This is a genomic window from Streptomyces sp. NPDC050263, from assembly GCF_040655955.1.
Lineage (GTDB): Bacteria > Actinomycetota > Actinomycetes > Streptomycetales > Streptomycetaceae > Streptomyces.
Genome location: NZ_JBFAKW010000137.1, coordinates 1 through 23,096, shown reverse-complemented (window position 1 = coordinate 23,096; position 23,096 = coordinate 1). Strand labels below are relative to the sequence as shown.

The window sequence follows — 23,096 nt, the reverse complement described above, 5'->3', positions numbered from 1 at the left end:
ACGTCCAGTACGAGGACTTCCGGCCGGCACACCGAGAGCACGCACCGGACGCCGCTCCTTGACGGGCAAACGTTGCCTGCCGCGGCACTAGGCACGTGTGGTGCGCCTCATCACGTCTGTGATGCCTACAGCCGCGGCATCCAGCCGCTCTTGGTGGCAGAGGCGTCGGCTGATCTGTCGAGGTTCGGCCTGGGTGGCGCGCCATTTCGCCGCGGCACGCCGGTATCCCGTGAATGGGCCATGCGTGTGCGGCAGGGATGGCGCGAGAGTGCTGTACCGCGCACACATGACGACGTCGTCACCACGACGTCCTCGATAGGCGGAGGTGGCATGGGCACGACCGATCCGACTGCGGACAGTGACCGTTATGTCGCGCTGCACAACAGCCCTCAGTTCAGGGCCTTGCGGCGCCAATCGAATACCTTCATCACCTGGGCGAGCGTCGTTTTCTATGGGTGGTGGTTCCTGGTCATCCTGCTCGCCGCCTTCGTGCCGGACTTCTTCCGGGAAGGACTCGTCGGCCCCTTGAACGTGGGCCTGCTGTTCGTGTTTCTGTCGCTCAACCTGGTGGTGGTGGTCTCTTCGGCATACCTGCGATTCGCCCGTAACCGGCTGGATCCCCTCAGCGAGAGGGTCCGGGCGGACCTGGAAGGAGATCTCCGATGACCGGAATTCTTGCCGCCCCTCATATGCCCCCGGTGGAGAACACCTGGGCGGCGCCCGCGATCTCCACCGCGGTTGCCATCGTCCTCGCGGTCGTGGTCTTCGCTCTCGTCAGGTCGGCGCGCGGCAGTATACGGACCCCCGACGACTTCCTCCTCGCGGGCCGGACAATCAGCCCAGGCCAGAACACCCTCGCGATGCTCGGCGGGTTCATCATGTACTCGACTGTGATCATCATAGTCGGGCACGTCGCGCTGAACGGCTTCGATGCCATCCTCATGCTGACGGCCTTCATGATGGGCACGGTGGTCGGGGTGCTGATCTATGCCTCGCCGATGCGGAACGTGGGCGGGCACACGATGGGCGACCTGTTCGTGCTGCGCGCCCGCGAGCGCCCCGCACGAATCGCATCGGCAGTGGTCACTCTGACGATCTACGGCATGTTCATGGTCTCCATGCTGGCCGCGATCGGTTTGGTCGGCGCCCGGATGTTCGACACCAGTTCTGAGCCGAACGTAGCCGTCGCGGGCCTCGTGGTCGTCGTCGTCAGCCTGGTAGTCATTGCGTGGGTGTACATGGGCGGGATGCCCGGAGTCACCCGGATGCTGGTGTTCAAGGCGGTTCTGATGACCGTCTTCGTGGTGGTGCTGACCGCGGTGGTAATGGCCAAGTACAAGCTGAACGTCCTTGACCTGCTCGATGACGCCCAGGCCAATGCGAAGCCGGACGCTCGCGGGTTTGATCTCCTGGGTCCCGGCCGACTGTTCGGCGAGGGCTCCACCCCGCTGTCGGGGCAGGACCCGTGGGTCCACCTGTCGAAGCTCTTCTGCATCGCAGTCGGTGGCATGGGGATGCCATGGGTCTTCATGCGTTTCTACGTGGCGAGGAGCGGGCGGGAGGCGCGGCAGTCGGCCGGCTGGGCGTCCATGATCGCGGTCGGGTTCTATCAGTGCCTGATCATCCTTGGTCTCGGTGCCGTCGCGATACTCGGCGCGAACAACATCGGCAGGAGGGGCGAACACCGAGACATCACCCTGCCCAAGCTCGTGGACGACCTCGGCGGTACGTGGGCGTCCGGCCTGTTCGGCGGGCTTGCTCTGATGTCAGTCGCCGCAATCTTTGCAGCTCTGCTGATCAATGGGGCGACGTCCTTCACCAAGGACATCAATGCGGCACGTGGTCGGCGTCCGGATCCGGACGCCGAACTGAAGGACATACGGCGCAATGTGCTGCGCATCGGAATCGCCTCGCTCGTCCTCGGTTCTGCGTTGGTGCCCCTGTTCACCCACGTCTTCATTCCGACCGCGGTCGACATGGGAGCCGCCACGGTCCTGCCGGCGATCCTCTACTCGCTGTACTGGCGGCGCTTCAACACTCGGGGACTTATGTGGACGGTCTACGGAGGGATGGCTGTGACCCTGGTCATGGTCGTGTTCTCCAACGGGGTGTCGGGTGATCCCTCTACGGCCATGTTCCCCGACCTCAACTTCAAGGTCTTTGACATCGAGCCCGGACTGCTCTCGACGCCGATCGCCTTCCTGCTCGGCTATATCGGCACAGTCAGCAGCACCGAGCGCAACGACGCGGGCTTCGCGGAGCTGCAGGTCCGTGCCCTCACCGGCGGAGCCGCCCGCACTCGGAAGGGCCCGCTCGCCACCGGCGGCGCGGGCGAGGGCGACCAAGAGAGCCAGACACACAGCCCAGCATTCTGAGTGATTCTGGCTGCGGGACCCCGTGCACGGCAGAACGGTGAAATCTCGGCTCGACCTGAAGACGCGTCATCTCACCGATGCGATCAATGTGGTGCCGCAGTTCCTTGACCTTCTGTGTGGAGTCCGGCAGCTCGCCGCCGGACTCCGCACAGATGTCGCAGCGGACGGGCGTTTCCTGTGATGCTGCTGGACGACCAGGGTGCGCGATGCCGCCGGCCGCCTGGCGGGACTGCCGCCGCGACGGTGCGGGATCACGGCTAAGGGCTGACGAGCCCTGTCCGATAGGCGATGACGACGAGTTGTGCGCGGTCCCGCGCACCCAGTTTCACCATCGCGTGGCTGACGTGGGTGCGCGCGGTGGCCGGGCTCAGGCACAGCTCAGCGCCGATCTCGTCGTTGCTCAGGCCCTGTCCCACCAGAGCCAGCACTTCACGTTCGCGCTGTGTCAGGACCGCCAGCCGGTCCTCGCCGATCTGCGTGGCGACCCGTTGCGCAGTGAACTGGGCGATCAGGCGTCGGGTGATCCGCGGGGCGAGCAACGCGTCTCCGGCGGCTACGACCCGGATGGCATGGAGGAGTTCGGCCGGCCCCGCGTCCTTGAGCATGAAGCCGCTGGCGCCGGCCTGCAGTGCTTCAAAGACGTACGCATCGGTCTCGTAGGTGGTGAGGATCAGGACCCGGACATGCTGAAGCCCACGGGTCTTGACGATCTGGCTGGTTGCCTGGATCCCGTCGAGCTTCGGCATTCGGATGTCCATGAGCACAACGTCGGGGCGGGTCGCACGGGCCCGCTCGACGGCCTCGGCACCGTCGGTGGCCTCCCCGACCACCTCGATGTCGTCCTCGACGTCGATCAGTACCTTGAACCCGGATCGCACAAGACGCTCGTCATCGGCGAGCAGAACTTTGATCGGAGCGTCGCCGAGCGAGGATGTGCCTGCTGCGTTCATAGGTGCGCCGTTCCGGTCGGCGCCAGGGATCGCATGCTTGCCAACGGCGTGGCTCTGCGTTGCATAGCCAGGATCATACTGCCGGGGCGGGCAACGCCGAATACTCGGCTGTCCGTGATCATCTACGGCGCAGAGCGCGATCAAACGCCAACTCCGTACGCAGATCTGCGTACGCACAGCCATCCGCCATCGGAGGACGTTCCGGGTCGCCGACGCGACGATTCCTTCGTGAACCCGCCGACGGAAACAAGCACGTCCGTGACCACACCAACCCGAGGGGCGCTCTTCGATGCGTAAAACCATCGCCGGACTGGCCGCAGTGCTCGTGCTCGCGATCGCAGTGCAGTTCTTCCTGGCCGGCAGCGGAGCGTTCGACAACGCGCCCATCGACGAGGCATTCCGGCCGCACCGGGCGCTGGGCTACATGATCGTCCTTCTTGCGCTGGTGACGACGCTGACCGCCGCGCTGGCCCGCATGCCCGGTCGGCTCGTCGGCATGACCGGTCTGCTGGCCGGACTGGGGATCGCTCAGCCGGTGATCGCGACCATTGCCAAGGCATTCGGTGACACAGACGACACCACGACCGCAGGTCAACTCGTCTTCGGCCTGCACGCGGTCAACGCGCTGATCATGATGGCCGTGGCCGTCAGGATCCACCGCCAGGCGCGAGAGCTGTCGAACTCCCCGGCATCCACTGCGCGGGCCGCTGGTGACGACGTTCGAGCTGCCGGACCCGCCCCGGAATCCACTCAGTGACCACGGCCCAGTTGATTCTCCTGGACCATGCCGTTGCCCTGCTGGGCGTAGTGTCGTGGTTCGGGGCTGGCGTCGCGGCGGCCCTCCGGCGCCACCAGCTTGGATTCGGACTGCTCATCGCAGCTGTCCTGGTCACGCTCACCCGGGCCGCCGCCGTGTCGGTCCTGGCCGGCCGCGGCTGGTGGTTCGTAGCGGAAAAGGTGCTGTTGGGACTTCCGTTGCTCGGCCTCGCCGGGGTGGCCGCGGTGCGCATCGCGGGGCCTCGGCTGTGGGCGGCGAGAAAGGCGGCTGGCGAGCGCCTGCCGGCCAGCTGCGTCGTGTCGCTGCTCACCGCCGCTTACGCCGCGCTGGCCGGCCTCCTGGTGACCTTCCTCGCCGGGTACCCCCTCACCTGGTCGACCGCGCTGATCACGGTCTCGCTGGTGTCGGCCGGCGCCGTACTGACCGCCCGTGTCGTGGCGCGAGAGGCAGATGACGAGGGAGTTCGCGCGGAGACGGACCGTCATGCCGCTTTCACTCGGAGGCGGTTCGTCAACACCGCCGTCGGAGCCGGTGTCGTGGGTGTGGGGGGCACAGGCGTCGGCCTGCTGTTCCGATCCACCGACTCCGTGGTCACCGGAGGCGGCCCAGCTCACTCGTCCGGCTCCTATCAGGCACTGTCGATGGCCGATCTGCGCGGCCTCGGGAGTCCGTCTCCCGGCGGTGCCAGGCGCCGGCACGTGCTCACCGCGAAGAAGGCCACCGTACGACTGGCGTCCGGACGTGAGATCGACGCGTGGACGTACAACGGCCAGGTTCCGGGCCCGGCGATCACAGCCACCGAAGGTGATCTGATCGAGGTGACGCTGCGCAACAGCGACATCGAGGACGGGGTCACACTGCATTGGCACGGCTACGACGTGCCGTGCGGTGAGGACGGTGTGCCGGACCTGACACAGCGTCCGGTGGCACCCGGTGAGGAGTTCCTCTACCGATTCCGCGCCGACCAGGTGGGCACCTACTGGTTTCACACCCACGAGGCATCGGACCCGGGCGTGCGCAAAGGACTGTACGGGACGCTCGTCGTCACACCACGAGACGGACAGCGGACGGGTGAAGGCTCCGACCGGCAGCAGGTGGACCTCACACTGCCCGTGCACACGTTCGCCGGTACCGTGGTCGTGGGGGATCAGGACGGGCGCACTGTACAGACCGCACCACCTGGTACGGCGGTACGACTGCGGCTGATCAACACTGATTCGGATCCGCACCGGCTCGCGCTGGCCGGGACTTCGTTCCGGGTCTCGGCCATCGACGGCCGCGACCTCAACCATCCCGAGCAGGTCCGTGACGTGAGCCTGCGGCTGCCCGCCGGCGGGCGCTACGACCTGGTGTTCGTCATGCCGGACACGGCCGTCGCGCTGGTGCTCGACAACGACGGCGACACCGGGGTGTTGCTGCGCTCGGACGACGACGCCGAAGACGAGCCGCGGATCGAGGACACCTCCGACTGGTCGGAGCTCGATCTCCTGCGGTATGGAACGCCTGCCCGTGCCCCGTTCGATCCGTACGCCGCCGACCGGGACTTCACCCTCGTCCTGGACCGCGCGGTCGCCATGGTTGACGGCCGGCCGGCATACGCGCAGACGGTCAACGGGCTGGGGCACCCATCGATCCCGGACCTGCTGGTCACCGAAGGCGATGTCGTCCGGTTCAAGGTCGTCAACCGAAGCCTGGAGACCCACCCCTGGCATCTGCACGGCCATCCCGTGCTGATCCTGTCCAGGGACGGCAAGCCCTCATCCGGCAGTCCCCTGTGGGTGGACACGTTCGACGTGCGGCCGGGAGAGGTCTGGGAGGTGGCGTTCAAGGCCGACAACCCCGGCATCTGGATGAACCACTGCCACAACCTGCCCCACGCCGAGCAGGGAATGATGCTGCTCGTCTCCTACGACGGAGTCACCACGGACTTCGGAGACGCACACGCCGGTCACGGGTAGGAGTCGGCGGTCCGAACGGCGGCACCGTGGCCAGCGCCGTCGGCGGTGTCACCGCGGGCGGAGCAGCGCAATGGTGCGGTCCTGCCGTCCCCACGCGAGCACGGCGACGAGTGGGAGGAGGACCATCGCCAGGAGCGAGGGCGTGCCGGCGACGAGGTTTGTGATCACCGCGCCGGTCATCAGGCCCGTCAGCCCGAGCGCGGCGAGACCCGTCAGACGCGGCACGAGCAGGCCGAGGGCGCCGATGATCTCGAGGGTGCCGGTGAGGTACCTGAGCCAGTGGCCGGCCCCGATCTGGTCGAAGAACTCGATCATCTGCTCCGCGCCGACGAGCTTCGCGGAGCCGGCGGCCAGATAGAACGGCACCAGGAGCACCTGGATCACCAGCAGGGCGACGTTCGCGGCCCGGCGGGGTCGCTTGTCCGGCGACATTGCGCGCCTACTCAACGCGTCCGCCGTGGTGCTGTGCGTCGACGCGCGCCACGCCGGTGTCTCCCGCGTCGCTGAGCAGCGAGACGAGCAGGTCACGGAGGATGCGTGGGCCGTGCTGGGTGAGGACGGACTCGAGATGGAACTGCCCGGATCGGAACCCCGTGCCGCGCAGGGCGTGCACTTCGCCGGTGTGGGGATTCCGGCTGACCTCGATGGGCTTGCGCTGTCCCGTACCCGGAACGAAGTCGTGCTCCGAGCGGGCGGCGTAGGTGTTGTAGAAGCCCACGAGTTCGGACTGGCCGAACAGGTTGATCCGCTTCTGGACGCCCTGGTTGGGCACCGTGCGCCGGACGAGGTCGAAGCCTAGCTCCGTGGCGAGTATCTGATGGCCCAGGCAGATGGACAGGAAGGGGACGGAGCCGACGAGCAGGTCGCGGGTGAGCGCCCGGAGCGTGTGCATCCGGGGGTCGGTCATGTCGCGCGGGTCGCCCGGGCCGGGGCCGACGACGACGAGGTCGTATCCCTCCGGCGGCAGCGGACGGTCGAAGCGCGTGATCGTGGTCTTCAGGCCGAGGGCGCGCAGCTGATGACCGAGCATCCCCATGAAGGTGTCCTCGTTGTCGACGAGCAGCACGCGCCGCCCGTCCAGCGCCGGGTCCGGTCCGCCGCGGTGCGCACCGGCGAGCCAGAACCGAGACAGCGTGGCGTTGCGGCTCTGCAGTGCCCGGCGCACCTGAGGGTCGGCGGCCGGTGGCGTGGCCGCTCCCACAGGGGCGGTCCGGCCGCCGACGCGGCTGCTGGACGGTGCGAGGCCGAGCGCTTCGAGCATGCCCGCAGCCTTGGCCCGGGTCTCGGCCACCTCGGAGTCCGGGTCGGAGTCGCGGACCAGGGTGGCGCCCACGCCCAGGCGGAGACGGCCGTCGTTGCCGACCTCGGCGGTCCGGATCATGATCGCCGAGTCGAGGTTACGGCTGCCGACCGCATCGCGGCCGATGAGGGCGAGGACGCCGCCGTAGTATCCCCGGCCTGTGGTCTCGTGGCGGGCGATGACTCGGAAGGCGTTCTCCAGGGGACTGCCGGTTACGGTCGGTGCGAGCAGGGTCTCCCGCAGCACTTCGCGCACATCGAGTTCACTGTGGCCGGTCAGGATGTATTCGGAGTGGGTCAGGCGCGCCATTTCCTTGAGGAAGGGGCCGTGCGCCCGGCCGCCGGTGGTGCACATGCGCGCCATCATTTTCAGCTCTTCGTCCACGACCATGTAGAGCTCATTGGCCTCTTTCGGGTCGTTCAGGAATTGCAGTAGCCCGGACACGTCCGGGCCGGCCGAGGGGTGCCGATAGGTCCCGCTGATGGGGTTCATGGAGACGGTGCCGTCGGCCATGCCGACGTGCAGTTCCGGTGATGCGCCGATGAACGTTCCCGCGCCGGTGTGGAACAGGAACGTCCAGTGCGACCCGAGTTCCCCGGTCAGCAGCCGCCGGAAGACAGCGAGTTCCGTGCGCACCGAGCAGTCCTCCAGCCGCGCGGTGAAGGAACGTCTGATGACGAAGTTGGAACCGGAGCCCTGTCCGATCTCTTCGCTCAGCACCCGCTTGACGGTTGCCGCGTATTCCTCGTCGCTGATGTCGAAGCCTGCCTCGGACACGCGTACGTCCTGCTCGGGCAGGTAGGCCAGCGCCTCATCGCGGCTGAGTGTGGTCTGCCGGGCGACCTGCATGGCGAGCAGGGGCGCGTCATCGTCGCGGCAGGCGAAGCCCCGCTCGGTGATCTGCCGGTACGGAACCGCCACGAGCAGGTCGTGCCGCCCGCCGCCCGCCGGCCCGTCGGACAGGGGCAGTTCGGCGAGGCTGCCCACGCCGCGGACCTCGCCGGTGAGGACCTCCACGCGCGCGTCCGGCGCCGAGCCGGGCCGGTAGAGCAGGGCGAAGGCGTGCCCGTCCGCACCGAGGCCGGTCAACGCGTCGCCGAGGTCGGCCGGAGCGTCCGGCGAGTTGGCCGTACTCGAATCCGTCCCGTGCATATTGCTCCCCTTCGCGTGAGATCAGATCACCCTCTGGATATTGCGGCGGCGACAGGCACCGGACATGACGTGAAGCCGCCATCGCGTGATTTCGGTTACGCCCGGTGGCATGGCGTGAACTGCTGAATGCGGTGTCACTACTCGGGCGAGTAGTGGGCCCCGGCGCGACGGCCCGCCTACTGTCGAGCCCAATCCGATACGACGTTCGGCGAGGGGCGGCGAAATTGACTGTGGATGTGCTGGTCCAGAAATTCGGCGGTACTTCCCTGCAGACGCTCGACTGCGTCCGTCGCGCCGCCCTGCGGATCTTGGCGGCACGGCGGCGCGGATCGGCGGTGGCCGTGGTCGTCTCGGCGCGTGGCCGCAGGACCGATGATCTGCTGCGGCTGGCAGCCGACGTCGGTGCTGCCGATCCGTCCCGGGAGCTGGATCAGCTGCTGGCCGTGGGTGAGTCCGAGTCGGCGGCGCTGATGGCCCTCGCCCTGAACGGGCTGGGGGCGCCGGCGATCTCGCTGACCGGGCACCAGGCCGGAATCCAGACCACTGACCGGCACGGCGACGCGCTCATCACGAGAATCGGGGTCGACCGGGTGCGGTCGGCTCTGGACGGCGGCAAGGTCGCCGTGGTCACAGGGTTTCAGGGGGTGGCCCCCGCCGGGGACATTGCCACGCTCGGCCGCGGCGGTTCCGACACGACCGCGGTGGCGCTGGCGGCGCGGCTGCGCGCATCGGTGTGCGAGATCTACACCGACGTGGACGGCGTCTTCAGCGCCGATCCCCGCATCCTGCCCGCAGCTCGCTGCCTGCCGTGGGTCCCACCCGGCGTGATGGCGGAGATGGCGTTCGCGGGCGCGAGGGTGCTGCATACCCGTTGCATCGAACTGGCCGCCATGGAAGGGGTAGAAGTGCACGTCCGTAACGCGTCGACGCAGGCGCCAGGGACGACCGTTGTCGACCGGCAGGACGCCGGGCTGCTGGAGACCCGGCGAGCCGTCGTGGCGGTGACCGACGACACTGACGTCGCACGCGTGCTGGTGCACTGCCGGGACGGCCATCGGGACCTGGCTCCAGACGTGTTCGAGGTGCTGGCAGCCCAGGGGACGGTGGTGGACCTGGTGGCCAGGTCCGGACCCTACGAGAACGAGTTCCGCATGGGGTTCACGATCCGCCGCAGCCAGGCCGAACCCGTGCGGGCCGCACTTCACAAGCTGACGGCCACCTTCGGTGGGGGTGTGCACTTCGACGAGAACGTCGGCAAGGTGTCGGTGGTCGGGATGGGCCTGCTCAGCCGTCCCGAGTACACCGCCAGGCTGATGTCCGCGTTGGCCGGCGCCGGGATTCCGACGAGCTGGATCTCCACCTCCCAAATGCGGCTCTCCGTGATCGTGCCGCGGGAACGCGTCGTCGACGCCGTCGAGACCCTGCACCGCGAGTTCCACCTCGACGAGCCTGAGCCGACAGACGTCGCGTCCGCGACGAACTCCGGCCGTTCCGCGACCGCTTGAGAGAGGCAGGGCACAGTGGCTGTACACAACGCGCCGTTCGCTCGGAGTCTGCGCTTGCGGCGCCTCTTCCGCCAGGGCGACGGGCGGCTGCTCGTCGTACCGCTCGATCACTCCGTCACGGACGGACCGCTGCGCCGCGGCGATCTGGACTCTCTGCTCGGTGAGCTCGCAGGCACCGGTGTCGACGCCGTGGTGCTGCACAAGGGCAGTCTGCGCCACGTCAACCACGGCTGGTTCCGCGACATGTCGCTCATCGTGCATCTGAGCGTGAGCACAAGGCACGCTCCCGATCCGGACGCGAAATACCTGGTCGCCCACGTGGACGAGGCGTTGCGGCTGGGCGCCGACGCGGTCAGCGTGCACGTCAACCTGGGGTCGCCCCAGGAGGCCCGGCAGATCGCCGATCTGGCAGCCGTGGCAGGGGAGTGCGAACGCTGGAACGTCCCGCTGCTGGCCATGGTGTACGCCCGCGGACCGCAGATCGCCGACTCCCGGGCGCCGGAGCTGGTGGCGCACGCCGCCACGCTCGCCGCAGACCTCGGCGCGGACGTCGTCAAGACCGACTACGCGGGAACACCCGAGCAGATGGCCGACGTCGTCCGAGCCTGCCCGATCCCGGTCATCGTGGCCGGCGGCCCGCGCTCGGCCGACACCGACACCGTGCTGTCCTACGTGTCCGACGCGCTGCGAGGCGGCGCAGCCGGCGTGGCCATGGGACGCAACGTCTTCCAGGCTGACCAGCCCGGCTGGTTGGCAGCCACGATTGCGCGGCTGGTGCACGAGTCGATGCACGTCCCGGGCCGGGACGGCGTCGACGACCGGCTCGCCCTTACGTCCTGACACTCCCTGACCTTCGCCGAGGAGATACCTGTGAAGCTGTGCTGGCTGGACATCCGCAACGTCAACGGGGCCAAGGAGGCCATAGTCGAAGAGGCCGTTCACCAGCGGGTGGACGCCGTCGTGGCGGCCGATCCGGCCGATCTGGAGACGCTGCCCCCGACGGTGAAGAAGGTCCTGTTCCCGCAGAACCGGCCGCTGCCCGAGAAGCTGACGCCCGCCGACCTCGTCATCGTCGAGCCGGCCAGGCACGGAGAGCCCGCCGCGTTGGCCCAGCAGCACCCCGATGTGGAGTTCGGCCGGTTCGTGGAGATCACGGACGCCGACAGCCTTGAGGACGCCTGCCGCGCCGCGCGCCACGACAGGTGGAGCCTGCTGTACTTCCGCGACCCCACCAAGATCCCGCTTGAGATCGTGCTGGCCGCCGCGGCCGGAGCGGACGGCAGCATCATCACGCAGGTGGCCGACGTCGAGGAGGCGGAGATCGTCTTCGGTGTCCTCGAGCACGGCTCCGACGGCGTGATGCTCGCCCCGCGCACCGTGGGGGAGGCCACCGAACTGAGGGCCGCCGCGGTCAGCAAGGCCGCGGACCTGCAGCTGGTGGAGCTGGAGGTCACCGGGATCCGCCGGGCGGGGATGGGGGAGCGGGCCTGCGTCGACACCTGCACGAACTTCGGGCTCGACGAGGGCATCCTCGTTGGCTCCCACTCCACCGGCATGATCCTTTGCTGCAGCGAGACCCACCCGCTCCCGTACATGCCGACGCGGCCGTTCCGGGTCAACGCCGGCGCGCTGCACTCGTACACGTTGTCGGCCGACGGACGCACCAACTACCTCAGCGAGCTCGTCTCCGGCGGCCGCGTGCTGGCCGTCGACGCGCAGGGCAAGTCACGGGTCGTCACCGTGGGCCGGGTCAAGATCGAGACACGACCACTGCTCGCGATCGACGCGGTCGCGCCCTCGGGTGTGAAGGTCAACCTCATAGTCCAGGACGACTGGCACGTACGGGTGCTCGGGCCGGGTGGCACGGTGCTGAACGTCACGGAGCTGACGGAGGGCACGAAGGTGCTCGGCTGTCTGCCGGTCGAGCAGCGGCATGTCGGCTACCCGATCGATGAGTTCTGCATCGAAAAGTGAGTGATGGCCGCGAGGGGAGCGAGAGGTAACCGCGATGGCCGCACAGCCCGTGCTGGACTTCCACGTACGTCTCGCTCCCCGGCCCGGGGCCGCGGAGCGGCTGCTGGCGACGCTGGACGAATGCGGGCTGACGCGGGCGGTGGTGTGCGCGGGCGGCACCATCGATCTGGACCGGCTGTCCCGCCAGCTCGTCGAGGGTGGGCAAGTCGAGACCGACGCTGACAACGACGCGGTGCTGGACGCCTGCGCGGGCACCGACGGGCGCCTGGTGCCGTTCTTCTTCGCCAACCCGCACCGCTCGCCCGACGCGTACCGGGCCAGGGCCGCCGAATTCCGCGGACTGGAGATCTCGCCCGCGGTGCACGGCGTCGGTCTGACCGATCCCCGCGTGGTCGGACTCATCGGTGTGGCAACGGAGTTTGGTCACCCGGTGTACGTGGTCTGCCTGGCCCGGCACGGTGCGGGGGTGGCCGACCTGGTCGCCTTGGCGCGCCGGTTCCCGCAGGTGAGCTTCGTACTCGGACACAGCGGCATCGGCAACATCGACTTCCACGCCCTCGCTCTGATCCGGGACGAACCCAACATCCTGCTGGAGACCTCCGGCGGCTACACGTGCGTGGCCGAGGCGGCCGTGAGCCGTCTCGGCGCCGGGCGGGTGGTGTTCGGCTCCGAGTATCCGCTCCAGCACCCGGCCGTGGAGCTTGCCAAGTTCCAGGTGCTGTCGCTGCCGCCCGAGCAGTGGCGGCAGATCGCCTGGGACAACGCGCATCGTTTGCTAGGAGAGGAGAAGCGGTGAACGACGCAAAATCGAGCCTGCCTCAACTCGGCCAGTGGCACGGGCCGGAGGAGCTGCAGCGCATCCAGGAGAAACAGCTGTCGCAGACCGTCGGCTGGGCGGCCCGCTCGCCGTTCTACCGTCGGCGGCTGGACGCGGCGGCCCTGCCCGCCACCGCCGCCGATCTCGCGGGGCTGCCGCTGACGACGAAGCAGGACCTGCGGGACAACTACCCCTTCGGGATGCTCGCCGTCCCGAAGGCGCGGCTGGCCACTTACCACGAGTCGAGCGGGACCGCGGGCCAGCCCACACCTTCGTACTACACGGCGGACGACTGGACCGACCTGGCCGAGCGCTTCGCCCGCAAGTGGATCGGGATGTCGAGCGAGGACGTCTTCCTGGTGCGCACCCCCTACGCGCTGCTGCTGACGGGGCATCTCGCGCACGCCGCCGGCCGGCTGTGCGGGGCCACAGTGGTGCCGGGCGACAACCGGTCGCTGGCCATGCCGTACGCCCGTGTGGTCCGGACCATGCACGATCTGGGGGTCACGCTCACCTGGTCGGTGCCGACCGAATGCCTCATCTGGGCCGTCGCGGCGAACGCGGCCGGGCACCGGCCGGACGCCGACTTCCCCGCGCTGCGTGCGCTGTTCGTCGGCGGCGAGCCGCTCACCTCCGCCCGCCGCCGCCGCATCAGCCGACTGTGGGGGGTGCCAGTGATCGAGGAGTACGGCTCCACGGAGACCGGCAGCCTCGCCGGCGAGTGCCCGCACGGTCGGATGCACCTGTGGGCGGACCGGGCGCTGTTCGAGGTGTACGACCCGCAATCCGGCAAGGTCGGCGTGGAGGGTGAGGGCCAGCTCGTGGTCACGCCGCTGTTCCGGGAGGCGATGCCGTTGCTGCGCTACAACCTCGAGGACAACGTGGCGGTCTCCTACGACGACTGCGACTGCGGCTGGAACCTGCCCACGGTCCAGGTGCTCGGCAGGGCGGCGTTCGGCTACCGGGTCGGCGGCGCGACGATCACCCAGCACCGGCTGGAGGAGCTCGTCTTCTCCCTCCCGGAGTCCTACGGAGTGTTGTTCTGGCGGGCGCGGGCGGAACCGGCGGTCCTGCGCATCGAGATCGAGGTGGCCGAGGAGCATCGGACGGCCGCCGTGGCGGAGCTGACGGCCTCAGTACGGTCCGCCTTCGGCGTGGACAGCGAGGTCACCGGGCTGCGCCCGGGCACGCTGATCCCCCACGACGCGCTGACGGCCATGCCCGATGTGGTCAAACCGCGCAGCCTGTTCGGGCCTGACGAGGACTGGGGCAAAGCGCTCCTCTACTACTGAGGCGGACGACATGCCGCAACTACGGGTGGCCGTGGCCGGGGCCGGAATCGCCGGCCTCACCTTCGCCGCCGCCCTTCTCCGGGCCGGTATCGACTGCCACATCTACGAGCAGGCGGAGCGGCTGACCGAGGCCGGGGCGGGCGTGCAGGTCACGCCCAATGCCACCCGGCTGCTGCACCGGCTGGGGCTGCGCGACCGCCTGCGAGCCGCCGCGGTAGCGCCGCAGGCGATCGAGATGCGCCGCTGGGACGACGGCAGCCTGCTGCAGCGCACCGAGCTGGGCGGCCTGTGCCACCGTCGCTTCGGGGCGCCGTACTACGCCGTGCACCGCGCCCATCTGCACGACCTCCTGCTCTCCCTCGTCCCGCCCGACCGGGTGCACCTCGGCGCCCGCCTCACCGCGGTGACGCAGAGCGCCGACGAAGCGCGGCTGCACCTGTCCGACGGTACGACGGTGACGTCGGAACTGGTCGTGGGAGCAGACGGCATCCGCTCGGTGGCCCGCGAGCAGATCGTGGCCGATCGGCCACGGTACTCCGGGCAGACGATCTATCGGGGCCTGGTGCCGGCCGACCGGGTGCCCTTCCTCGCTGCCGATCCCCGGGTGCGGTTGTGGTTCGGACCGGACCAGCACTGCGTGTGCTATCCGGTGTCCTCCGGTCGGCAAGTGAGCTTCGGCGCGACCGTCTCGGCCTCCGACTGGCGGGACGAGTCCTGGTCGGCGCGGGGTGACGGCGCCGAGCTCACGGCCGCGTACGCCGGGTGGCATCCGGACGTCACCCGGCTGATCGGCGCGGCGGAGACGGTCAGCCGATGGGCGCTGCACGACCGCGAGAGCCTCGACCGGCTGAGCGCCGGACGGGTGACCGTCATCGGAGACGCCGCGCATCCGATGCTGCCCTTCCAAGCGCAGGGCGCCAACCAGGCGATCGAGGACGCCGTCGTGCTCGCGGCCTGTCTGGCCGACACGGGCTTGGGCAACCTCGGCGCAGCCTTGCGCCACTACGAGCGGATCCGCCTGCCTCGCACCACGCGGATCCAGCAGCAGTCCCGCGCCAACGCGACGACTTTCCACCTGGCCGACGGAGACGCGCAACGTCGTCGCGACGCCTCCACACAGACCTCGTCGGGTCTGGAGCGGCATGAGTGGCTGTTCGGGTACGACGCCGAGCAGGCCACCACCACCAGCAGGAGTTGATGATGGAACTGACCGGAATCGAATCCACGGTGGCCCTGGTCACCGGGGCGGCGCGAGGCATCGGTGCCGCCGTGGCGGACACCCTGGCGAGCGCGGGGGCGCATGTTGCGGCCGTGGACCGCGACTCTGAGGCGCTCGCCACCGTCGTGACCAAGCTCCAGGCCGAGGGCGCGTCAGTCCGCGGCTACTCCGCGGACGTGTGCGACAGCGAGCCGGTGGACGCGCTCGTGCGGCGCGTCGAGGACGAGCTGGGGCCCATAGGCATCCTCGTCAACGCGGCCGGCGTGCTCCACACCGGCCCGGTGGTCGAGCTGTCGGACCGGCAGTGGAACGAGATCTTCTCGGTCAACGCCTGCGGGGTGTTCCACGTGTCCCGTGCGGTGGCCCGGCAGATGATCCGTCACCGCCGCGGAGCGATCGTGACCGTGGCGTCCAACGCCGCCGGAGTGCCGCGTATGGAGATGTCCGCGTACGCCGCGTCCAAGGCGGCGTCGGCCCAGTTCACCCGGTGCCTGGGGCTGGAGCTCGCCGATTACGGCATCCGGTGCAACGTCGTCTCGCCCGGCTCGACCGACACGCCCATGCTCCGCTCGATGCTCGGCGAGGGCGCCGATCCGAGGCAGCTGATCGAGGGCTCGCCGACCGCGTACCGCGTCGGCATCCCGCTGCGGAAGCTGGCTCGACCGCAGGACGTGGCCGAGGCCGTCGCGTACCTCGTATCCGACCAGGCCGGCCACGTGACGATGCACGACCTCTACGTGGACGGCGGCGCCGCCCTGCACGTGTGACGCTGCCGGACCGACCTCAGGAGGCGAACCATGGCCATGACCCCAATCGCGCCGTACCGCATGCCCGGTCAGGGCGATGTGCCGACCACGGCGGTGACCTGGCGCCCGGCGCCGGGCCGCGCCGTCGTACTGGTGCATGACATGCAGAGGTACTTCCTGCGCCCGTTCCCGGCCGGGCTGTCGCCGCTGACCGAGCTCGTCGGCAACGTCGCCAAGCTGCTCGCGGCGGCGCGAACGGCTGGGGTGCCGGTGGTGTACACCGCGCAGCCGGGCGGCATGAGTCGGCAGGATCGCGGGCTGCTGCACGACTTGTGGGGTCCCGGTATGGGGGTCGAGGAGGCCGATCGTGGCATCGCCGACGAGGTCGCCCCCGAGCGGGGCGACACGGTGCTGACCAAGTGGCGCTACAGCGCGTTCTTCCGGAGCGATCTGGAGGAGCGCCTGCGGCGGTCCGGACGAGATCAACTCATCGTCTGCGGCGTCTACGCGCACATGGGTTGCCTCATCACCGCATGCGACGCGTTCAGCCGCGACATACAGCCGTTCCTCGTGGCGGACGCCCTGGCCGATCTTTCGTTGGACGACCACCTCATGGCGCTCCGCTATGCAGCGGACCGCTGCGCGGTGCCGCTGACCGTGGCCGACGTGCTGGCTGGGCTGGGGGCCTGAGCCGACACCGCCACGTTTCCTGCCCGAACATCACCCATCGATGGAGGACCACGTCCATGTCTGATCGCTCTCATGTCATCGTCATCGGCGGAACGTCGGGAATCGGGCGGCATTTCGCCCAGTCGTGCGCCGAACGGGGCGACGAAGTGGTCATCACCGGCCGTTCGGAGGAGCGGACCAAGAGCGTCGCCCATGAGATCGGCGGGCGGACCCGCGGGCTCACCCTGGAGCTGGCCGACCCGGAGCGGATCGCGGCCGCGCTGGCCGATGTGCGGCGCGTCGACCAGCTGGTGCTCGCGGCGCTCGACCGGGACCACAACACGGTGCGCGAGTACCGGCCGGCTGACGCGATCCGGCTGCTGACGGTGAAGCTCACCGGCTACACGGAGGTGCTGCACGCCCTCGCCCCGCGGATGACCGACGACAGCGCGGCCGTCCTACTCGGCGGCCTGGCCAGTCACCGGCCCTACCCCGGCTCCACGTCCGTGACGACCGCCAACGGCGGCATCGGCGCGCTGGTACGGACGTTGGCGGTGGAGCTCTCGCCGATCCGGGTCAACGCCCTGCACCCGAGCATCGTCTCGGACACGCCGTTCTGGAGCGACAAGCCCACAGCACGCGAGATGGCCGAGACGCGTGCGCTCACCAAGCGGGCAGTGACGATGGGGGACTGCACCCACGCGATCAGGTTCCTGCTGGAGAACCGTGCGATCAACGGCATCAACCTGAACATCGACGGCGGAGAACTGCTCAGCTGACGCCGGTCGTCATGCGCCACGGCCCCCACTGACCGGTCGCGCCCTGTCCGTGCTCCCGCTCCGCGCGCGTGTAGCGCGAGAGATCACGGGCCGAGAACAGGGCCATACCGGCGTTGAAGCTCGCCACCGCTACCGGAAGCCGTGTCTCATAGGCGAGCCGGCCGTCGACATGGAACTCCGCCTCCGACGTGTCGGCCCGGTAGCTGATGGCGTACCGGTGCTCCTGGCCCGGCTCCGTCGGCACGTCAAGCACCACCCGGTGGATGTAGCGCTCGTGCGGCTGGGTCACGTTCGGCAGCGCCAGCCGTTCGATCACCGCGTACACGGTGTCGTTCGTCGCGGCGGCGTTGAGTACGACACCTGTCTCCATGTCGAAGACGTTCACGGTGCCGTAGGCGTCGAGCAGGTCGTAGGGGACCTGGTCGTGGGTCCGCACCCCCATCGCGACCTCGAACGTCAGCCGGCCCGCCGCCGGCACGGCGAAGCGCCGCACCGACCGGTACATCTGCTTGGCGTTGTTCTGCCGCGGGTCCGTGTCGTGGAAGCGGGTGAACGGGTTGACGGTCAGCTCCAGTCGCCCGTCTCCGGTGCGCACCCGGGCGTTGCGGTCCCGGTACCGGTGCCGTTCGCCGTCGCCCCCTGTGATCGACATGATCGTCCAGAGGGCAGGGTCGAGTTCCGCGCTCGTGAAGTCGTCGTACGTCCACGCAGCGGTACGAGGCAGCGACTCGGTCTGAGGCAACGACGTCATGCCGCCACCATCGGCCCCGCCGTCGACCCCGGCCATCACACGTTCACGCCGTTCGGCGGGGGACGCGCGCCATGTCTTCATTGACTGTCGGAATCCCGTGAATGGGTCATGCCCGTGCGGGAGCGTCGATCCGAGACTGCGTACTGACCGCCACATCTGCCCACCGCGAGCGTGAGCGCGGGCGGGCCCGACCGGAAGAGCAAGACATCCGGCGAAGCACACTGACCGACTGCGGACTGTGCGGGGCGGTCGAACCGACCCACCACTCTTGGAGGGGTAATCGTGGATCCGGTACCGGTTCTGGTCGTGGGCGCAGGCCCAGTCGGGATGGTCGCCGCTCTGGCGCTCGCCCGCCAGGGCGTCCGCTGCATTCTCGTCGACCAGGGCGTCGAGACTTCCGTCCATCCCAAGCTGGACTACGTCAACAGCCGCAGCATGGAGTTCTTCCATCAGCTCGGCATTGCCGACGACATCCGCTCCGCCGGCGTCGCTCCCGAGCACCGGGCCGACGTGATCTGGTCGACGGGCCTCGCCGGTGAGCCGATCACCACCTGGAGGCTTCCCTCGGTGGCCGAGGAACGGCGGCGTATCGCGGAGCAGAACGACGGCACCCAGCCGGCCGAGCCGGGCCAGCGCATCTCCCAGATCGAGCTGGAGCCGGTGCTGCGCGCGCACTGCCGGCGCGAGCCGCTGGTCGAGCTGCGCTGCGGCCTGCGGTTCGACACGCTCACCCAGGACGACGAGGGGGTGACCAGCCGTCTGGTCAACATGATGACCGACGAGCAGGTCCTGCTGCGATCTCGCTACGTGATCGGGTGCGACGGCGCGTCGAGCCGGGTCCGCGAGGTCGCGGGCATCGGCGAGGAGGGCTTCGACGTTCCCGGGCTGCCCGGCGCCTTCATGGTGCACTTCAAGAGCCGGGATCTGGACACTCTGCACCGGCACGGCCGGTTCTGGCACTACTTCGCCTTCCGATACGTCATCATCGCCCAGGACGAGGTGGACACCTGGACGGCACATGTCAACGGCTTGGAGCCGACTGAGTTCGATATACCGCCGGCCGATCCGGCGGCCTTCCTGCTGGATACGATGCGATCCGAGCTGAAGATCGACAAGGTGCTGCTGACCTCGCGCTGGCGACCCGGCTTCATGATCGCGGACCGTTACCGCGCCGGACGGGTCCTCCTTGCCGGCGACTCCGCCCATCGCATGTTCCCGACCGGCGCCTACGGGATGAACACCGGCATCGGCGACGCGATCGACGCGGCCTGGAAGACCGCCGCTCTCGTCAAGGGCTTCGGCGGCCCGACTTTGCTGGACAGCTACCAGGCCGAACGCCACCCGGTGGGCCTGCGCAACATGCACACCTCGCACAGGCACCTCGGTGTGCACCTGAAGGCGGGGACGCTGCTGCGCGAGGGCGCCCCGCTGGATGTCGTGGCTTCCTATCTCGACGCCGAGCGGGGCGAGAACGAGTACCGGGGGATCGAGCTCGGCTACCGCTACCGCGACTCGCCCGTCATCTGCCACGAGGACGCTCCCGAACCCCTGTGGAGCCCCCGGGAGTACACGCCGACGACCTGGCCCGGAAGCCGCCCGCCCGGCCTCCTCCTCGACGGCGGCACGCCGATCCTCGATCGCTTCGCGCCGTCCTTCACGCTGGTCGACTTCGCAGGCGACGGCCGCGCGGAACCGCTCCTCGACGCGGCGGCCGCCCAGGGGATGCCGGTCGCCCACACCGTGGTCACCGACGCCGACGCCCGGCAGATCTGGGAACGGGACCTCGTCCTTCTCCGACCCGACCACCACGTGGCCTGGCGCGGGAACAAGCCGCATCCGGACCCGGCCGCCGTGATCCGGCGGGTAAGGGGTGCCGGGTGAGGTGTTCGACCGGTGCTGTCTCCCGCGTTCGCGCCGCACACCGGTCGTCAGCCGGCGACGTGATGGCGCGAACGCGCTCATCGGTCTTCGGATGCCGCACGACCCCGGGCGACGGCGGCTCACCGTGCACCGTCGCCACGCCTCACCCAGCCTCGCCGCACAGTGCGGACGCTAGAAAAGGGGCGTGCAGGCAGCGCGAAGACGTGATGTGCGGGTGCCAGCCACTGGGACACGCTATCCGCACTCCTCCACCGGGCGGTGCACATCCTCGACGGGAGCACACATGCAGCCATCAGGCGTTACGGCGGACGTCACCCACCGCGGGGCGTGGGAGGGCAGGCCGGCGGCACAGCAACCGGAGTGGCGAGACCACACCGCCTACCACGAGGCATGTCGGACACTGGAGTCGGTTTCGCCCCTGGAGCCGGCCGCGGAGATCCGGCAGCTGCGGTGGTCGCTGGCGGACCTGCTGACGACCGACGCGCTACTGCTCCAGCTGGGCGACTGCGCGGAGAGCCTCTACGAGTGCACGCCCCGCCACACGGCTCAGAAGCTCCAGGTTATCGATCAGTTGGGGAGCCGGTTCAGCGAGCTCACCGGTCGCCGTGTCATACGCGTCGGCCGAATGGGAGGACAGTTCGCCAAACCCAGGTCGCAACTGACCGAGAACCATGGCGCACTGGTGATCCCGCCGTTTCGGGGGCACATGATCAATTCTGAGCTTGCCGTGCCGCAGACGCGGCAGCCAGACCCGCGGCGCATGGTGTGGGCCTACGAGGCCAGCGCCGCCGTGCAGCGAGCGATGCGGACGCACCGCCGGGGAGACGGGCGGCCGTCGACCGTGGACGGACCGTGGTCGAGCCACGAGGCCCTGGTCATCGACTATGAGTCCCGACTGGTTCGACGCGACCCGGACACTGATGAGTTGTACTTGAGTTCGACCCACCTGCCATGGGTGGGGGAGCGGACCCGCCAGCCGGCCCAGGCACATGTCGCCCTGCTCTCCACCGTGGTCAATCCGGTGGGGTGCAAGATCGGGCCGACCGCGAACGTCGACGACATCCTGCGGGTGTGCGAGGCGCTCGATCCGCGGCGTGAGCCCGGTCGCCTCGTCCTGATACCGCGGATGGGCCACCACCGGATCCAGCAGACCCTGCCGCCCATCGTCCGCGCGGTGGCGAACGCGGGACACCCGGTGGTGTGGCTGAGCGACCCTATGCATGGCAACACGGTGACATCCAGCCTCGGCCTCAAAACACGCCATCTCACCGATGTGATCACAGAGGCGCTGCGATTCCGCGACGTCCTCGAAGGGCTGCGACAGCACCCTGCCGGACTTCATATAGAGGTCGCGGCCGACGATGTAACGGAATGCATCGGCGGATCGGTGGAGAACGAGGACGGACTGCAACGGCACTACACCACGCTGTGCGATCCGAGACTCAACCCCGACCAGGCCACCGAGCTCATAGAGGCGTGGGCCAAGGGAACGGGGACGGTTCGTTCCTGACTCAGCCGGGTTGCCGTAGGACTTTGCAGCAATCGCATCCACCACCCGACTACGAACGCTGTTACGAGGCGTCAAGGAGATCACGTCCCTGCGCGACGAATTACCGTCCACCCCGCCGGTTTGCCGTCCGGCAGCAGCGCGTCAACACAAGAGGCGGCCACGATGGATTCGATACCCCTGGTACACGCGAGTCTGGGCGAGCGGGAACTGGCCGCCGTCACCAAGGTCTTCTCCTCGGGCTTGCCCGCGGGCCAAGGCCCTCAGGGAAAGGCGCTGGAGGCGGAGCTGGCCCACTACTTCGGGGCCGGTGACGCGGTCGCGGTGAGCAACTGCGGTGTCGCGCTCCATCTGGCACTGCTCGGGTGCGGCGTCGAGCCGGGTGACGAAGTGATCGTCGCCGACTACACGTTCCCGGCACTTGCCCATGCCGTGCGCCACGTCGGCGCCGTCCCCGTCTTCGCTGACGTGCGCGCCGATACCGGCACCGTGGATCCATGGGCGGTCGCGGACCTGATCGGTCCTCGCACGGTGGGAGTGATCGCGGTGGACACCGTCGGTCTGCCGGCCGACTACACGGAGCTGCGGTGGGTCACCGACCGCAACGGCCTGTTCCTCGTCGAAGACGCCGCCTGTGCAGTGGGCGCGAGCTACAAGGGACGCAAAGCGGGTGCACTCGCACCGGTGGCCTGCCTGTCCTTCCACGGGCACAGCGGGGCCACGCGCGGTGAGGGCGGTGCACTGCTCACCCGCGATCCGGCCTTCACCGCCGCCGCGCGGACCCGCTCCTCGATCGGGATCGTCGATCAGGCGCGGGTCGGCGGCCTGCCGATCGCGGAGTTCAGCGAGATCGGCTACGACTACGAGTTGCCCGATATCGCCGCCGCGATTCTGCGGGTACAGCTGACCCGGACAGACGAACTGCGGCAGCGCCGGCGCGCCGTCGCAGCGCGCTACGCCGATCTGCTCGCAGACGACGAGCTCATCTCGCTGCCGCATGTGCCGCAGAACCGCACTCACGCGTGGCAGTCCTACTTGGTGACGATGGACCCGAGCGTGGACCGCGCGAGGGTCACAGCTGACCTGCGGGCGCAAGGCATCGGCTGCGGGCACGGCATGTGGGCGACCCACCTGCGGCCCGTGTACGAGAAGACGAAGCACGCCTGCCCCGTCTCGGCGGACCTCTTCCAACGCAACCTCGCCATCCCCATGCACGCCGAACTCACCATGAGCCAGGTCGAACGCGTCGCGGACGCCCTGAGGACGGCATTGCGAACCCACAGGCGTGCGCACACGGTCTAACCTCGATTCCCGGGAGAGGGTCTGTCAAACGAGCGGTGTAACCAGGGTGTTGGGGCTACTGACGGGCTGCTGAGAGTCGGCCGTCGAAGGTGATGTCGAAGGCGTTCAGGGCGGTCTTCCAGCGCATGGTCCAGCGGGCCT

20 protein-coding genes are annotated in these 23,096 nt (G+C 69.0%); 16 read left to right on the top strand and 4 right to left on the bottom strand.

Annotation, left to right across the window (positions count from 1 at the left end):
* Positions 1 to 666, top strand: a 666-nt coding sequence (locus tag AB0J04_RS38470; protein WP_363173288.1) for a DUF485 domain-containing protein, incomplete at its 5' end; no start/stop codon positions are given.
* Entirely contained in the window at positions 663 to 2,375 is a 1,713-nt protein-coding gene (locus AB0J04_RS38465; RefSeq protein WP_363173286.1) for a Na+:solute symporter, read from the top strand. The genes AB0J04_RS38470 and AB0J04_RS38465, both read left to right, overlap by 4 nt.
* Before the next feature lie 257 nt (positions 2,376 to 2,632).
* On the opposite strand, the gene AB0J04_RS38460 is transcribed toward AB0J04_RS38465, so the two are convergent.
* A complete protein-coding gene (locus AB0J04_RS38460) occupies positions 2,633 to 3,325 on the bottom strand; it encodes a response regulator transcription factor (RefSeq protein ID WP_363173284.1) in 693 nt (230 codons plus the stop codon).
* Positions 3,326 to 3,614: 289 nt separating this feature from the next.
* On the opposite strand from AB0J04_RS38460, the gene AB0J04_RS38455 reads away from it, so the two are divergent.
* A complete protein-coding gene (locus tag AB0J04_RS38455; RefSeq protein ID WP_363173283.1) occupies positions 3,615 to 4,082 on the top strand; it encodes a DUF6220 domain-containing protein in 468 nt (155 codons plus the stop codon).
* Positions 4,079 to 6,061 carry a multicopper oxidase family protein gene (locus tag AB0J04_RS38450; RefSeq protein ID WP_363173282.1) on the top strand — a complete coding sequence of 661 codons (1,983 nt, stop codon included), beginning with the start codon at positions 4,079 to 4,081 and terminating at the stop codon, positions 6,059 to 6,061. Before AB0J04_RS38455 ends, AB0J04_RS38450 begins: the two co-directional genes overlap by 4 nt.
* A gap of 48 nt (positions 6,062 to 6,109) precedes the next feature.
* Here AB0J04_RS38450 and AB0J04_RS38445 read toward each other — a convergent pair whose 3' ends face one another.
* Both AB0J04_RS38445 and AB0J04_RS38440 read right to left on the bottom strand, forming a co-directional pair.
* Positions 6,110 to 6,493, bottom strand: coding sequence for a DoxX family protein (locus AB0J04_RS38445; protein ID WP_363173281.1), 384 nt, complete (start codon positions 6,491 to 6,493; stop codon positions 6,110 to 6,112).
* Positions 6,494 to 6,500: 7 nt separating this feature from the next.
* Positions 6,501 to 8,513 carry an anthranilate synthase family protein gene (locus tag AB0J04_RS38440; RefSeq protein WP_363173280.1) on the bottom strand — a complete coding sequence of 671 codons (2,013 nt, stop codon included), beginning with the start codon at positions 8,511 to 8,513 and terminating at the stop codon, positions 6,501 to 6,503.
* Positions 8,514 to 8,617: 104 nt separating this feature from the next.
* Here AB0J04_RS38440 and AB0J04_RS38435 point away from each other — a divergent pair, with 104 nt between their 5' ends.
* The 9 genes from AB0J04_RS38435 to AB0J04_RS38395 are packed head-to-tail and all read left to right on the top strand — an operon-like array spanning position 8,618 to position 17,514.
* Positions 8,618 to 10,018, top strand: a complete 1,401-nt coding sequence (locus tag AB0J04_RS38435; RefSeq protein WP_363173279.1) for an aspartate kinase — start codon at positions 8,618 to 8,620, stop codon at positions 10,016 to 10,018.
* 15 nt (positions 10,019 to 10,033) lie between these two features.
* A complete protein-coding gene (locus AB0J04_RS38430; RefSeq protein ID WP_363173278.1) occupies positions 10,034 to 10,858 on the top strand; it encodes a 2-amino-3,7-dideoxy-D-threo-hept-6-ulosonate synthase in 825 nt (274 codons plus the stop codon).
* 30 nt (positions 10,859 to 10,888) lie between these two features.
* Positions 10,889 to 11,992, top strand: coding sequence for a 3-dehydroquinate synthase II (locus tag AB0J04_RS38425; protein ID WP_363173277.1), 1,104 nt, complete (start codon positions 10,889 to 10,891; stop codon positions 11,990 to 11,992).
* Positions 11,993 to 12,026: 34 nt separating this feature from the next.
* Complete coding sequence (locus tag AB0J04_RS38420) at positions 12,027 to 12,788, top strand: amidohydrolase family protein (RefSeq protein ID WP_363173276.1); 762 nt, start codon at positions 12,027 to 12,029, stop codon at positions 12,786 to 12,788.
* Complete coding sequence (locus AB0J04_RS38415; RefSeq protein ID WP_363173275.1) at positions 12,785 to 14,101, top strand: AMP-binding protein; 1,317 nt, start codon at positions 12,785 to 12,787, stop codon at positions 14,099 to 14,101. The genes AB0J04_RS38420 and AB0J04_RS38415 overlap by 4 nt, the downstream gene beginning before the upstream one ends.
* A 10-nt stretch (positions 14,102 to 14,111) precedes the next feature.
* The gene (locus AB0J04_RS38410) at positions 14,112 to 15,299 is read left to right on the top strand and encodes an FAD-dependent monooxygenase (RefSeq protein WP_363173274.1); all 1,188 of its coding nucleotides are present in this window, start codon (positions 14,112 to 14,114) and stop codon (positions 15,297 to 15,299) included.
* Positions 15,300 to 15,301: 2 nt separating this feature from the next.
* Positions 15,302 to 16,087: a 2,3-dihydro-2,3-dihydroxybenzoate dehydrogenase gene (locus AB0J04_RS38405; RefSeq protein ID WP_363173273.1), complete on the top strand. Its 786-nt coding sequence runs from the start codon at positions 15,302 to 15,304 to the stop codon at positions 16,085 to 16,087.
* Between the two features lie 30 nt (positions 16,088 to 16,117).
* Positions 16,118 to 16,756: an isochorismatase family protein gene (locus tag AB0J04_RS38400; protein WP_363173272.1), complete on the top strand. Its 639-nt coding sequence runs from the start codon at positions 16,118 to 16,120 to the stop codon at positions 16,754 to 16,756.
* A 56-nt stretch (positions 16,757 to 16,812) separates the two neighbouring features.
* Positions 16,813 to 17,514, top strand: a complete 702-nt coding sequence (locus AB0J04_RS38395; protein ID WP_363173271.1) for an SDR family oxidoreductase — start codon at positions 16,813 to 16,815, stop codon at positions 17,512 to 17,514.
* On the opposite strand, the gene AB0J04_RS38390 is transcribed toward AB0J04_RS38395, so the two are convergent.
* Positions 17,507 to 18,265, bottom strand: coding sequence for a DUF6081 family protein (locus AB0J04_RS38390; RefSeq protein ID WP_363173270.1), 759 nt, complete (start codon positions 18,263 to 18,265; stop codon positions 17,507 to 17,509). The genes AB0J04_RS38395 and AB0J04_RS38390 overlap by 8 nt on opposite strands.
* Before the next feature lie 282 nt (positions 18,266 to 18,547).
* Here AB0J04_RS38390 and AB0J04_RS38385 point away from each other — a divergent pair, with 282 nt between their 5' ends.
* From AB0J04_RS38385 to AB0J04_RS38375, 3 genes are all read left to right on the top strand, one after another.
* Positions 18,548 to 20,146, top strand: a complete 1,599-nt coding sequence (locus AB0J04_RS38385; protein WP_363173269.1) for an FAD-dependent monooxygenase — start codon at positions 18,548 to 18,550, stop codon at positions 20,144 to 20,146.
* 283 nt (positions 20,147 to 20,429) lie between these two features.
* Positions 20,430 to 21,656, top strand: a complete 1,227-nt coding sequence (locus tag AB0J04_RS38380) for a 3-deoxy-7-phosphoheptulonate synthase (RefSeq protein ID WP_363173268.1) — start codon at positions 20,430 to 20,432, stop codon at positions 21,654 to 21,656.
* Between the two features lie 162 nt (positions 21,657 to 21,818).
* Complete coding sequence (locus tag AB0J04_RS38375; protein ID WP_363173266.1) at positions 21,819 to 22,955, top strand: DegT/DnrJ/EryC1/StrS aminotransferase family protein; 1,137 nt, start codon at positions 21,819 to 21,821, stop codon at positions 22,953 to 22,955.
* The last annotated feature ends 141 nt before the right edge of the window (positions 22,956 to 23,096 follow it).